General features: G+C 38.3%; 10 protein-coding genes. 3 read left to right on the top strand and 7 right to left on the bottom strand.

Annotated elements, in window-relative coordinates:
• Position 1: 1 nt before the first annotated feature.
• The 3 genes from dnaJ (at position 2) to BN1354_RS09670 (ending at position 4,992) form a co-directional block, all read left to right on the top strand.
• Complete coding sequence (dnaJ, locus tag BN1354_RS09680) at positions 2-1,159, top strand: molecular chaperone DnaJ (protein ID WP_045090655.1); 1,158 nt, start codon at positions 2-4, stop codon at positions 1,157-1,159.
• 161 nt (positions 1,160-1,320) lie between these two features.
• Entirely contained in the window at positions 1,321-3,228 is a 1,908-nt protein-coding gene (gene acs / locus BN1354_RS09675; RefSeq protein ID WP_053826972.1) for an acetate--CoA ligase, read from the top strand.
• A 129-nt stretch (positions 3,229-3,357) separates the two neighbouring features.
• Positions 3,358-4,992: a sialidase family protein gene (locus BN1354_RS09670; RefSeq protein WP_053826971.1), complete on the top strand. Its 1,635-nt coding sequence runs from the start codon at positions 3,358-3,360 to the stop codon at positions 4,990-4,992.
• A 24-nt stretch (positions 4,993-5,016) separates the two neighbouring features.
• Here BN1354_RS09670 and BN1354_RS09665 read toward each other — a convergent pair whose 3' ends face one another.
• The 7 genes from BN1354_RS09665 to BN1354_RS09635 form a co-directional block, all read right to left on the bottom strand.
• Positions 5,017-5,940 (bottom strand): dihydrodipicolinate synthase family protein, encoded by a 924-nt coding sequence (locus tag BN1354_RS09665; RefSeq protein ID WP_053826970.1) that lies wholly within the window; start codon positions 5,938-5,940, stop codon positions 5,017-5,019.
• Positions 5,941-5,994: 54 nt separating this feature from the next.
• Positions 5,995-7,257 carry an MFS transporter gene (locus tag BN1354_RS09660; RefSeq protein WP_053826969.1) on the bottom strand — a complete coding sequence of 421 codons (1,263 nt, stop codon included), beginning with the start codon at positions 7,255-7,257 and terminating at the stop codon, positions 5,995-5,997.
• Between the two features lie 66 nt (positions 7,258-7,323).
• Complete coding sequence (locus tag BN1354_RS09655) at positions 7,324-8,538, bottom strand: cyclically-permuted mutarotase family protein (RefSeq protein WP_197272048.1); 1,215 nt, start codon at positions 8,536-8,538, stop codon at positions 7,324-7,326.
• 15 nt (positions 8,539-8,553) lie between these two features.
• Positions 8,554-10,509: a family 20 glycosylhydrolase gene (locus tag BN1354_RS09650; protein ID WP_053826968.1), complete on the bottom strand. Its 1,956-nt coding sequence runs from the start codon at positions 10,507-10,509 to the stop codon at positions 8,554-8,556.
• Between the two features lie 14 nt (positions 10,510-10,523).
• Complete coding sequence (locus tag BN1354_RS09645; RefSeq protein ID WP_053826967.1) at positions 10,524-12,200, bottom strand: sialidase family protein; 1,677 nt, start codon at positions 12,198-12,200, stop codon at positions 10,524-10,526.
• Between the two features lies 1 nt (position 12,201).
• Entirely contained in the window at positions 12,202-14,301 is a 2,100-nt protein-coding gene (locus BN1354_RS09640) for a GDSL-type esterase/lipase family protein (RefSeq protein WP_053826966.1), read from the bottom strand.
• The gene (locus BN1354_RS09635) at positions 14,294-14,968 is read right to left on the bottom strand and encodes a GDSL-type esterase/lipase family protein (RefSeq protein WP_053827261.1); all 675 of its coding nucleotides are present in this window, start codon (positions 14,966-14,968) and stop codon (positions 14,294-14,296) included. The genes BN1354_RS09640 and BN1354_RS09635 overlap by 8 nt, the downstream gene beginning before the upstream one ends.
• Between the last annotated feature and the right edge of the window lie 12 nt (positions 14,969-14,980).

Here is a 14,980-nt window from a genome sequence, read left to right as displayed (position 1 = left end):
TATGGCCGGTAAAAGAGATTATTACGAAGTTCTGGAGGTACCCAGAAATGCATCAGCTGAAGAGATAAAAAAGGCCTACCGAAAAAAGGCAATTCAGTATCACCCGGATAAGAATCCAGGGGATAAGGCTTCTGAGGAAAAGTTTAAGGAGGCTGCCGAAGCTTATGAAGTATTGAGTGACGAGAATAAACGTGCAAGATACGATCAGTTTGGACATGCAGGTGTAGGCAGTTCTGCATCAAGCGGTTTTGGTGGTGGAGGGATGTCAATGGACGACATCTTCTCTCAGTTTGGAGATATTTTCGGAGGACACTTTGGTGGATTTGGCGGTTTCGGGGGCTTTGGCAGTTCTCAGCGCGGAAGAAGGGTTAACAGGGGTTCTGATCTACGAGTGAAAGTGAAGCTTACACTAAAAGAGATTCTTAACGGAGTTGAGAAAAAGATTAAAGTTAAGAAATATGTCTCTTGTTCCCACTGCGATGGTAATGGCTCTGAAAACGGTAACTCTGTATCTACATGTACCACATGTAATGGTTCAGGGGTTGTAACACGTGTTGCAAACACTATACTTGGTCAAATGCAGACTTCATCAACCTGTCCTACCTGTAACGGTGATGGAAAAACAATAACAAAAAAATGTTCTAACTGTAATGGTGAAGGTATAGTAAGGGAGGAAGAAGTTATATCTATAAAGATTCCTGCAGGTGTAGCTGAAGGTATGCAGCTTTCTATGTCCGGAAAGGGTAATGCTGCACGTAGAGGCGGTGTAAACGGTGATTTGCTGATAGTAATAGAAGAGGAGGAAGATCCAAATCTTATCAGAGATGAAAATGATGTGATATATAATCTGTTCCTTAGTTTCCCAACTGCAGCACTTGGTGGAACCGTGGAGGTGCCAACAATTGATGGTATAGCTAAAGTTAAAATTGATCCGGGAACACAACCGGGTAAGGTTTTACGCCTGCGAAATAAGGGACTGCCCACTGTTAATGGATATGGAAAGGGAGATCAGTTGATACATGTAAATGTATATGTACCGGAGAATCTTAGTGCTAAAGAGCGTAAGCAGATGGAAGAGTTTGAGAAATCAGAGAGCTTTTCTCCTTCAGCAACCGCACGTAAAAGTGTGTTCAATAAATTCAGAAAGATGTTCGATTAGGTACTAAAAGAGAATATTTATATAAGAAAGTAGTGGTCAGATTATTAAAAATTCTGACCACTACTTTTTTTTATTATACAAAGCTAAGGATATCTAAAACTTTTTCACTCACAGATATGTTCAGAATTAAAATTGTTTAAACATTTAAAAATCCGGTAAATATGAGTAGTTACAGTATAGACTCTCTGGAACAATACTTTAAGGTGTATAGGAAATCAGTGAATAAACCTAAAAAGTTCTGGGGTAAAATTGCAGAAAATAATTTTACATGGTATCAGAAGTGGGATAAAGTTGTGGAGTTTGATATGCAGAAAGCGGAGTTTGTTTGGTATAAGAACGCAAAGCTTAATATAACAAAAAATTGTATCGACAGACATCTTGCCAACAGAGGTGATAAAAAAGCAATCATATTTGAACCAAATAATCCCGATGAACCATCAAGATTTTTCACGTACAGTGAGCTTTATACTGAAGTGTCCAAGATGGCTAATGTTTTACGTGATCAGGGTGTAAAAAAGGGTGACAGAGTCTGTATATACTTGCCTATGATTCCGGAACTTGTGTTTACAGTCTTAGCATGTGCCAGAATAGGAGCTATTCACTCAGTCATTTTCGCAGGCTTTTCAGCAAATGCTCTGTCAACCAGGATTAATGACTGCAATGCAAAGGTAATCATTACTGCTGACGGAGGATATAGAGGCAATAAAACTGTTGATCTTAAAAAAATTGTGGATGATGCTCTAAACAAAACTAATACAATAGAAAAGGTTCTCCTGGTAAAAAGAACTAATCAGGAAATAGATTTTAAAGAGGGGCGCGACATATGGCTGCAACCTTTGCTTGAACAGGCAGAAACTACCAGTAAAGCTGAAGTTATGGATGCAGAAGATCCTCTTTTTATACTATATACATCAGGTTCAACCGGCAAACCAAAAGGTATGGTGCATACAACCGCAGGATATATGGTATATGTTGCATATACATTTAAAAATGTATTTAATTACAAAGAAAATGATGTCTATTGGTGTACAGCTGACATAGGATGGATAACAGGCCACTCATATACAATATATGGACCCTTGCTTAATGGTGCGACAACAGTATTATTTGAAGGTATTCCGTCTTATCCCGATCACAGCAGATTCTGGAATGTAATACAAAAACATAATGTGAATCAGTTTTATACAGCACCTACTGCTATTCGTTCGCTTGCTAAAGAGAGAATAGAATTTGTACAGGATTTTGAAATGGATAGCCTTAAAGTGATCGGTTCAGTAGGAGAGCCAATAAATGAAGAGGCATGGCATTGGTACAACGACCATGTAGGTAATAAACGCTGTCCATTGGTAGATACATGGTGGCAAACTGAAACAGGAGGAATTGTAATCTCTGCCATACCTTTTGTTACACCAACAAAACCTACATACGCTTCTTTGCCACTGCCGGGTATCAGACCGGTATTGATGGATGAACTGAGAAATGAGATAGAGGGAAACCAGAAACTTGGTAACCTCTGCATTGATTATCCATGGCCGGGAATTGCAAGAACCATTTGGGGGGATCATCAGAGATATATTGATACATATTTTTCTAAGTTCCCGGGGAAATATTTTTCCGGTGATGGAGCTTTGCGAGATGAGGTTGGCTATTACAGGATTACCGGAAGAGTTGATGATGTGATTATTGTTTCGGGTCACAACCTGGGCACTGCACCTATAGAAGATGCAATCAATGAGCATCAGACTGTTGCTGAAAGTGCTGTTGTAGGATTTCCTCATGATATTAAAGGTAATGCACTGTATGGATTTGTGGTACTGAAAGAGGTTGGTTTATGGCGTGACAGAAATAATCTGTATAAAGAGATCAACCAGCTTATTTCTGATCAGATAGGTGGAATAGCTAAACTGGATAAGATACAGTTTGTAACAGGATTGCCAAAAACAAGATCAGGAAAAATAATGCGCCGTATTTTGAGGAAAATAGCGGAAGGGGAAAAGAGTGATTTTGGTGATATAACAACATTGGTAAATCCTGAAATAGTTGAAGAAATAAGCAAAGAGGCCTTATAATAATATAATTTATATACAATATAGGCAATTTACTGTTTTATTTATTGAGTATATAATTTGTTTTACTATATTTACTAATTATATACACCAGTATTATTAAAATATTATACAAACAAACTAACTTTTTTTATGAAAACTAAAATCTCTTTACTTTTTTTGTTGCAACTTTTTGCACTTACTTTTATAATTCAGGCTGCTGATACAGTACAGGTAAAGCAGACCAAGATTCCGATTCTTATTGACAGAACCGACAATGTATTATTCTATGTAAGGATTGATGCCAAGAGTTCCAAAGAGCTGAATGAGATAAAGCTTCGCTTTGCAGATGAAGTAAACCTTAGCGAAATTGCATCAGTAAAACTTTATTATAGCGGTACTGAAGCACCGCAAAGAAGAGGAGAGCTTCATTTTGCACCTGTGGGACAATATATATCCAGTCACTCACCCGGAGAGACTTTATCAGCCAATGAGTCATACTCCATAAAAATTAGTGAAGAGAAGTCACCTGGCAACGATGTAGTTTTTTCTCCCAATTATAAACTATTCCCTGGTATTAACTACTTCTGGGTAAGTTTGCAGATGAAACCCAACAGCTCTCTTGTCTCAAAAATAGATGTGGAAATGAGTTCTGTAAAACTTGATGGTAAGGATGCACCTTTATCAATGTTTTCAGAGAAGGCAGTTCATAGACTGGGAATTGGTGTGAGACATGCTGGTGATGATGGTTCTGCCTCTTTCAGAATACCAGGATTAGATACTTCAAATGAGGGTACACTTTTAGGTGTATACGATGTACGTTATAACAGTAGTGTAGATCTGCAGGAATATGTTGATGTTGGACTAAGCAGAAGTACAGATAAAGGTCAAACATGGGAGAAAATGAGATTACCTTTAAGTTTTGGTGAAACTGATGGTATGCCAAAGGCACAGAATGGAGTAGGTGATCCGGCAATTCTTGTTGACAAAAAAACAGGTACTATCTGGGTTATTGCAGCATGGACACACGGTATGGGGAATGGCAGAGCATGGACAAACTCAATGTCAGGAAATGGAAAAGAGACTACAGCTCAGCTGGTATTAAGTAAAAGTACAGATGATGGCAAAACCTGGTCTGAGCCTATTAATATTACAGAGCAGGTTAAAGATCCTTCATGGAACTTTTTACTGCAAGGCCCCGGTAAAGGTATAACAATGGAAGATGGAACATTAGTGTTTGCAATTCAGTTTATCGACTCAGAAAGAATGCCTCATGCAGGCATAATGTATAGTAAGGATCATGGAGAGACATGGAAAATTCACAATCCTGCAAGATCTAACACAACAGAAGCACAAGTGGTGGAAGTTGAGCCGGGTGTGTTAATGCTAAACATGAGAGATAACAGAGGAGGGAGCAGGGCTGTTGCTATAACTACCGATCTGGGTAAAACATGGAAGGAACATCCATCATCACGCAGCGTACTTCAGGAGCCGGTTTGTATGGCAAGTTTGATAAGTGTTAAAGCAGAAGATAATATAATTGGTAAGGATATACTCCTTTTCTCAAATCCCAATACAACAAAGGGCAGAAATAATATTACTATCAAAGCAAGCTTAGATGGTGGATTAACATTCCCGACAGAATATGATGTATTGCTTGATGAGGATTACGGTTGGGGTTATTCATGCTTAACTATGATTGATGAGGAGACAGTTGGCATCCTTTACGAAAGTAGTGTAGCACACATGACCTTCCAGGCTGTTAAACTGACTGACCTCATCAAATAGTTAATCAATCATTATAAATAATGATCAGAGCTTGTTGCATCGTTCGAAGAAACCGATTGCTTCAAGCTCTTTTCTTATTATAGCTTCTTCTTCAGATGTTACATTCTGGAATGGAGTACGATTGATACCCAAATCAATACCTAAGAATTTCATTATTCGTTTTCCGGCAACAATATTGCCTCTGTAACGAGCAATAACATTGATAACTTCCTGTGCAAAGTTTTGGTGATCAACAGCTTCGGCAATATTACCTTTATTATATTCATCAATAACGCTAACAAGAGTTTTACCAATGTAACTGCCAGTTCCGCTAATTCCTCCCTGAGCACCACCCATAATCAGAGCAGAAAGTATTGTCTCATCCTGCCCATGGAGCATATCAAATTTACCATTTTCATAGAGCATGCACTGATTGTATTCATACAGACTTTCATATGTGTATTTGATACCAGCCAGATTAGGGATTCTTCCATCTGCAGCTTTAAGGAAAGGAAGCATAGGAAGGAAAACTCCATTTAATGCAGGTATATGATAGAAATAGAATGGCAGATCAGGGGCGCCGCAAGCAATTTCTTCGCAATATTTTACAAGCTCTTCAACTCTTCCTGCTTTTGGGAATGGTGAAGCCATTGCACCTGTACCAAAAGCTCCTATCTCCTGTGCATGCTGAGCAAGCCTGAAGCTATCCTTTATACAGGTTGCCCCCACATGTACAATTACCTTAAATCCTTTGGGAGATACTGATACCCACTTTTCAGCAAGTTTCATTCGCTCTTCAACTGTCAGCATATAACCTTCACCCGAAGATCCGTTTATAAATACGCCTATCAGTCCATTTTTCTGCAACATGGATGCATAATTATCTATAGGGCTCAGATCCACTTCACCTTTTTTGTCAAAAGGAGTAAATGGTGCTACTATTAATCCTTTAATCTTTTCGAATTGCATACTTAGTATTTTTATTTGTTTACGATTTATAATTCTTATTTTTTGCTTTTAGCTTTAATTCTCCTGATTGTAAGTCAGTTCAGGTTTAGGTTTTACAAATATAAGCATCAGTACTACGGCAACTAATACTACAATTGATAATTTGCTGAAGTCTGCTCCCAGATTTCCTGCATCTGTTGAACTGCCAAGCATGAGAGTAACGATATAACCTGCAAATACACCCATCATATTCATTATTCCATATGCTGTTGCCCTTAGTTTCTGTGGTATAATCTGGCAAAGAATAGGCATGTTGTTTGTGTCAAACATACCAAAACCAATACCAAACAGCACAGCAGCACCAATTAGTCCTACATAGCTGTGACCATAGCCTAATAAAATCAGAGATGGAATAGTAAGCGTTAAACCTATAACGCTAGTGTAAATTCTTCCTCTTATATTTTTCTGTACCCACTTGTCAGAAAGTGGCCCACCAATAAGTACTCCAAAAAACGATGCGATAGCAATAGATATCGTAGCCATAGGTCCTGCCTTAGCCATTTCTACACCCAGATTCTCTGAGAATAGAGTAGGTAGCCAGTTTTTTGTTGCCCATCCCGGGAAACTTGGAGCCATAAAATAGAACAGCATTATCCAGAATGAGAGTGTTCCTAATATTAATCCGAATGAACTTAAAACAGAGGCTTTCTTAACTGGAGTTTTTTGAGGATCGACATTGAGTTTTGATGTTTTTGTTCCTGCATGACCCTCTTTATCAAATAGTATGAATATCAATAATACTGAATAAATTATTCCAACTATTCCAAACCAGTGAAATACAGTTTGCCAGGAGTAATTTGCGGCAATAGTAGCACCAAAACCACCGAGAGCCTGACCGGTATAAAGTCCCGACATATGTATTCCAATTGCCAGAGATCTTGTTTTTGAGCTATGAAAATCTGCAATCATAGCAAGTCCGGTAGGCAGATACAGCGCTTCACTTACACCCATTAGCGCTCTAAGCCAATAAACCTGACTGTAGGTCTCAGCATAACCCATTCCCCAGGTTACGGCCGACCAAACGAAAAGGCTGCCCACAATTAGCCATTTACGATTTACTCTATCTGCAATTATACCTGCTATAGGACTCATTAATCCATATATAAGCAGGAATATACCCATTATTCGTCCAAAGTTCTCTGCAATTGCCAGTTCACGGATATCCATCTGCATAGAAGATTGCATGGTAGAAAGCATCTGTCTGTCGAGATAATTCAGAAGGGCTACAAACCAAAGCAATCCAACTACTACCCAGGGATAATATTTACTGTTTCTCATTATTTGTCTTTTATATTGTTTCTTTGATTAATAATTTCAATTTGACCCCATATTAAGGGTGTATATTTACTCTGTTACAACCTCTCCCATATATGATATAGATGTTCTTAAACCAGGCTTTAACTCACCCTGCACAGCATAGAATCTGTTTCCATCAGTTACCAAAGTGGCACCGGCGCGTGCTGAGTTGGTTGTATTATCAATGGTTATCCATTCTCCTGTATGAGTATCATAAACCCTGCATTCAGTGTTGAACTTATAATATTCAACAGGTTGAGTCATATAATGCTTTGAGAAATTTAGATTTTTCTCCTTCTTTTCTTCAGGAGTTAATTTAGTATCAAATCCAATGTTATATTGCGTAGTGATTGCATCAAGGAATATATCATAATTTACACCACCAAGGCATATTATATATCTGTTGTTGATAGCAAACGCAGTTGCTCCTCCAAGTGAGAAGGGATTACCTGTTTCAGGGTCAATCTGCTCACCAACCACTGACCATACATTTTCAGCAACATCAAATCGTAAAATATCAGTGGCCATAGCCGGTTCTTGATTCTCATCACCACCAAAGAAGCCTCCTAAAAGATAAATATAGGTTTTACCTTCTGTTTCTAATGAAACCAATACTGGCTGTACTCGTGGTATTCCTGGGTAATCTGGCAATTCAATCCACTCACTATCAGTTTTAGTATCTAAGCAATAAAATTTATTGGAAGATTTGCCATCCACGATGCCACCACCAACAAATACAGTTTCATTAATGGAGCAACCAGAGAAATTGTCCATAGGAAAAGGTAAATCAGCTAATGGTTTGAGTGAAATTTCATTATTTGGTGATAGCGTCACCTTATAACAGGACTTTGATGATTCTTTTTCATTGTTACCACCTATCCATAGTGCTCCTTCTGAGACAGAAACAGAGACTCCATAGGCTGAGGGTGTTGGGAGCCGGCCTATAACTTTCCAATCTTCAGAAGTATTGTCATAAATCAATATCTCATCGTAAAAAGCTTTTGCTCCACCTTCAAAACCAAGCTTACCGGGAAAATTTGCTCCTCCTGCAACTATTAATTTCCCGTTAATCAGTGCAGCATAAGATGCAGATACACCTTTAGTTAAATCTCCGTTTAAACCGGCTGTTGATAATTTGTTCCAGTTTATTTTCATTGTATTGTTTTTTGATTTTTCACTTGCAGGCTGTTTACAAGAAAGTGTGAATACTGCTACAAGTGAAATAATAAATAGTTGCGATATGAAAGTAGTAAACGAATTCATTTTCAAATTCAACTCTTATTCTTTTATTTTCGAAGGGCTATATATTAATCCCGGCATTGCCTCTTTTCCGTCAGGAGTGACAAATATAAATGTATACATCCATTTCTGCAGCCTTACTTCAGGAGTACTGAATTTACCAACGGGCAGTTTCAAAAGTATCTTGTTCCATCCTTTATTTAACTGAACCTCTATTGGTTCACGGGCTATATAGTTCTCATTCTTAAGTGTAATCTCATTTGTCTTTTCAGTATGAGTATTTTCCCACACAGGAGCCGGAAGTTCCTGATCATTAATCCATATCTTACTACCTCGATAGTCCCATTGTCCCTGTGGTGCTGCAAGATCAGCTTCTGATCTGCTGTAGTCCTGAGTAGAAGCCCATAAACCTACTTTTTGAGACTTAGGAGACCATACCCATGTGTATGCATATGCTGTATGATTTTCCTGAGGGTTATCATAGAAAGCAGGAACAGTTTGACCCCAAACATGTCGTAAATAAATACCTGCACCAACTGCAGGGTTTGCATTATATACTTCTCCTTCATATGTATAACTATCACTTAGATTCTCTTCAGGAGGGAACGACATATCCAGATCTCCTTCGTTTGGAAATGGATCTGTAATATTCCATTTCAAATGGGTCTGTTTAACATAAGGGAAAGGTTCATCAGCAAAAATATACTTTTTATGCCAAAGCATGCGATCCTCAAAATTGGCAAACTCAATGAAAACAGGATCATTTTCATCAGTAGGCAGAATTACACCATTTTTATCAAAATATTCACTGCCGCCACCTCTCCAGGTACGTTCTGCAAACGCCATCATATTTGGATAGAAATAGTTTTGAAGTATAATTTCTTTTTCAGTTGGCAAATAACGATCATTCCAAATTGCAAGTATTGACCCGGCTATATCATCACTTCCCTGCACCTGATTGTATATTCTGCTGTTATATAACGCAACGATATCTCCAAAGGCATCGAAGTGATTTATATAATGAAACTTTGAATCTATCGCAGGTATACCCGGCTGTGCCTTGCCTTTATAACTCCATAGCTGAGTAGCATCAATCTCTCCCGGTTTATAATTCCAGCCGGGATTCCATGAGATTACCTTCTTTCCGAAACCACGGACATATTCTACCATCTCAGGAACAAAATCAGGATTAGTAAATTGCACTTCGTCAGTACCAATATGTATGTACTCAGCATCAGGGAAGACCTCTGTACAGATCTCTTCCATAAGCTCCTTTAATATCTTCATTCCTTCAGGAGATTGCATATCCACACCCATTGCACGTACAAAAGCCGCACTGTGACCCGGCATATCAATCTCTGGAATTAACATCATATTGTGTTGACGGGCCCAATCTGCAATCTCGTGAGCATCTTCAATAGTATAGTATTTTCCGTGTAAACGGGTGAAACTGCTGCTGTCGTTAAGTTGAGGGAATCGCTTGCTTTCTAGTCGCCATCCTTGATTTTCAGTCAAATGCCAGTGAAACACATTTACCTTATACTGTGATAAAAGTGAAATCTGTTTTTTAAGCTCTTCTACAGATATAAAACTTCTGCCAACATCATGCATAAAACCACGGACACGAAAAGCAGGCCAGTCGGTAATAACAACCTGAGGTATATACTGATTACTATTTTGTGCCTGTAAAATAAGTTGATTTAATGTTTGTTTAGCCCAAAAAACACCTTTATCGTTTACAGCTTCTATTATCACAGAGTCAGGAGTTACCGAAAGTCTGTATCCCTCCTCTTCAGGGAATGAGCTTATGAATTTTACTGATATTTTATCAGCATCAATCTCACCGTTTTTAAGCTGATGTTTTTTTGACCAGTCGACCACTACTTCCTGGGGCATTGGGAGCAATTGGAGCGACTCACTATTTTTTTTATTTGAGCAGGAAATAAGTCCTGATACTAAAAAAAGTACAAAAAGTAATTTGCTATTAAGTTTCATTTCTATTGTTTTTATTAAAGCTTTTCAGCCTTTACCCATTCAATTAGATAACCTTTGTCTCCTTTAACCCTGTCACTAAGCAGTTGCAGATAAGAGATGCCATGTAGAGACTCATCTGAAAGAGGTAATGACAATCTTTTTCTTTTATCTACATATACAATTGCAGCAGGTCTGGTTTTATTGAGATCCCATTCAATCTCTATTAAGTGTGGATTAGTATCCCTTATCTTTAGAATCTTAGTATTTAACTTAAGACTGAAGGGGGCAAAATATGATGCAGTTGTATCGGTTGGGTTGAACCATCTATCGTTAAGTATCAGCTCTCCCTGACTGTTTAAATCATTAAATTTAATAGACAGTGACAATTTTCCCTTATGAAAAGCAGGGAAATTCCATACAGCTCCTCTTACAGAGGTAAGCAATGTATCATCTTCGATATACTTTACCAGTAATTTCCCATCCTCAAGAGTACAACCCGGAATACGGTTATAGCCGCAATGGCCCACTATACCTTTGTAGTAATTAAAGACACTCCATTGGTCTAGTCCATCAGAAAAATCGCAAAAACGTTCATTCTCATATAGCCAGTCTACATTAAACCGAAGCATAACCCTGTGTAGTGGATGTTGACCAAGTGATACTAAAACTTCACCAGGATCGACCTCAATAAACTGACTCTGATGAACACTTTTGTCTATACCTGGTATTGTCCCGAAGTCTTCTGCATTTCTCCTGGGATCAAGATATAGTTCACGGAATCCCTGCCAACTTTTCCCATCATCAGAAGATATTGCTGCATGAATTACATTTCTGTTGGTAAAAACATCATCCCATACTCCATTAGTATTATTTACTTCGGGTAGAGGTGTGGTATTTGACCAAAGGAATAAAATCCTTCCATCCTGTAATCTGCCAATTGTAGGCATTGTAATTGTGCCATAGAATGGTGAGGGAGTTGCATCACTCCATGTTTCTCCTCCATCGTCTGAGAACGACTGATAGTGGTGATCTTGAGAAGTTCGTATAATCATCCACAATCTTCCATCTTTAAGTTCAATTACCGTAGGCTCTGCCGCACCGTGATTCCAACGTATACCATCATGAAATCCGCCTCCCTGATGGTCGGGAGTTGTGACAAGTGATGAACGTCTCCAGGTTCTTCCGTCATCATCTGAAATAAATGTGAAACATGCTCTTGGAAGACCTCTTTGCAGTCCATAATGTCCTGCTACAACAACACGTTTACCATTTCTGATAAAAACAGGTGGCTTCAGCATAATGCCCATAGAATCGGATACCTTAACCAGCTCTCTGCCACCGTTAAGCCCTCCATTAGTACGTATGGCATAAGTGCCCATACCCGGTGAAGATATTAGTCTTAAATATTCACCGCTGAGTGGACTGCGGGTATCGGCAAAGGGAATATTGTTTGGAATGTTTACTTTAGTCCATGTCAGCCCTTTATCTTTGCTTGAAAGATAAAAAGTTCCTTCGTCAGCCTGTTCACCATAATTGTAATGTCTGATTTCACCAGACTCAAGTAGTGAAAGACCAATATATGCATCACTTGGAGGAATGCCTATTACTTTTGGTTCCCATATTACACTGTCTGCCAAAGAAGTCCCTGCAAACATTATTGAAAATACTGCACTGAGCAAAAAAGTTGATATCACTCCTCTTTTATATATCATTCTATCGTGAATTATTATTAAACTGTGTTGAGAATGTTGATGCGGGCAATCCCTCAATGTTTATAAGATTGCCATCTGAAAAAGAACTCCAACCGTACCTTACATATCTTGGAGTTTTGACTTTAGAAGAAGTTACTTTAATCACATTTCCCTCGATTACTGTATCAGCAGGATAATAGAGTCCCGGGAATTCAGCAAGCTCAAATGATCTGGGAGCTTTTCCATCAGAAGTTCTAAGTCCTTCAGCATACTCGAAAGAGAGATAAACTGTATCATTTTCTATAAAGAAATCATGAAACAGAGGTCCAGAAGGTATAATATCATCAACACCATATGTTTTATTTAATGCCCAGCGAGCAAGCCTCTCACCTATTTGTCTCTTTTCACGAGGGTGAACATCGGTGCTGTCTCCAAGATCAGAGGAAACAGCCATTCCGCTATTTGGGATTTCGTACATGAGCCGGCGCTGACTATCCCTGAAATGCCCCCAAGTCTCTCTGCCCACAGCCATACTGGATAACTGTACATAGTAAAATGGCAGATCATCACTCCATGCATTTCTCCAGCTTTCAACCAGTGTAGGGAAAATTACTTCGTGCAATTCAACATTTTGTTCATTTGATTCTCCCTGATACCATATAACACCTGCGATATTTAGTCTTGTGATGTCCTGTATACCAGCTTCATAAAGATAAGAAGGTTGATATGGGTGGCGTTGTAAAGGGTTTTCAGAGAGCTCACTGTTTTTTTCTGCTCTTTCTCTGCACCATGGATTTATATAATCATTGTTTTTCCAGTTACGAAACAATCCAACAAGGCGAGGATGGTGCTCCAAAGTAAAACGGTCTATCCATGCCTCTGCCGGAGATCCACCTATAGCGTTCAGTATAAGTCCGATCGGTACATCTGTCTCCTGGTGCAATGTTTTGCCAAAATGATACGCAACTGCCGAGAAATCCTTTGCTGTTTCAGGTGTAGTTCTCTTCCATTCGGTTTTGGTAAAATATTGAAGTCGATTTATTTTATCAAGCGTCTCTTTATCCCATGCTACATTATTTGTATACGCAACAGGCTGCATATTGAACAATCTTACTTCAGGCAGATTTGCATCCTTTATATCATCAGAATAAGTAGCAGCCTGATTAAGTCGGAACTCCATATTTGACTGACCTGAACATAACCATATGTCTCCAATAAGTATATCTTTCAAGCTGATAACCTCATTACCATTTGAGATTGTAATGATGTATGGCCCACCTGCCTCTAAAGGAGGGAATTCAATTTCCCACTTGCCTGACCTGTTTACTGAAGTATCTCTTTTTTGATTATTGAATTCTATTTCTACTATTTCGTTAGCATTAGCTGTACCCCAGAATATTATGGGTTTATTCCTTTGTAGTACCATACCGCTGGTAAATATTGAAGCTGGTTTTAAACCTCCATAATCACCTGTTATGGCACCATATACTTTTTCTGCAATTATTTTTGCACCTTCACCAGTGGGATGCAGATTATCCGGGAAAAGGTCTGGTCGTTTATGTAGTGGCGTATGCAAATCAATCAACTCTACACCACTAATTTCAGCAATCACTTCAATTGTTTCTTGAATCTGCCAATACCAATCTCTGGTACTTGATTCAAAGCGCGAATGACCGGTAAATATTGGAGTCATCCTGCAAATCTTAACATCTGCATCAGGATTTACTTGTTTGAATGTATCGATCAGGTTAATATAGTCTCTTACAAATTCATCTCTGTACTTCGGCCATGCTCTTGGGTCTGTGTCATTTAATCCTAAATGAATTATAACGATGTCTGCTCTGAAATCAACAGCTTCTTTAAATTCAGGTAAATTCCAATAGGGTCTGTATCCATGTTTCATTAAGGTAGCTCCGCTGTGACCAAAATTTCCTACCTCATATTCATTGCCAAGCATTACTTGTAATTGAGCAGGGTATCTTTCTTCAGGATTCTCAATTCCCATACCATATGTAACAGAGTTCCCCACACAGGCAATCTTGATAGGTTGACCAAAAATTGAAGAAGTTACTAATAAATAAAAAGTAACAATAAGAACTATTTTGCTCCAAGTATTATTCATATATATATGGTTTAATTATTTCTATCCATTTTATATATCCCTCTCCCATGAGGTGTAGTCCATCATTTGTATATTCAGGATTAAGATTGTTCGTACCCGGAGTTACAAAATGACTATACAGGTCTATAAACTTTACCTTTTTACTATTTGCAAGAGACTCGAGTTTGTTGTTTAATGACTTGATTATTTCTTTATGCTTGGTATGTCTGCTAAACATACCGAATGAATCATTGACAGGTAAAATGCTTTGAATATAGATTAAACTATTTGGTGAATCAGACTTTATTCTATCTATAATTTTCTCTGTACCGGATACTATGCTGTCCGATGAAATACCTCTTGCGAGATCGTTTATTCCAATCAAAAGAAATATTTTAGAAGGCTCTCCATCTATAATTGAGTTTAGTCTGTCAAGTACTCCTTGACAAACATCTCCGCTGATACCTCGGTTTTTGATTCTTATATCATTCAGCAGTTCAGCCCACTCTCCTCCATTGGTAATACTATTTCCAAGGAAGATAATATCTTCATTAGAGACAGGTAGTTTCTCAAATAATGATACTCTCTGATAATAGAAAGTGGAGTGATTGCCATTCTGAGCCTGAATTGAGGCTACAAAGGCAAATAAAAACAATAATATAACTGATTGTCTAGTTAAGTATCTCATAAGCAAATGAGT

The organism is Lascolabacillus massiliensis, assembly GCF_001282625.1.
Lineage (GTDB): Bacteria > Bacteroidota > Bacteroidia > Bacteroidales > Dysgonomonadaceae > Proteiniphilum > Proteiniphilum massiliensis.
The sequence above is the reverse complement of the archived record's forward strand: the minus strand, read 5'-3'. Positions and strand labels throughout refer to the sequence as shown.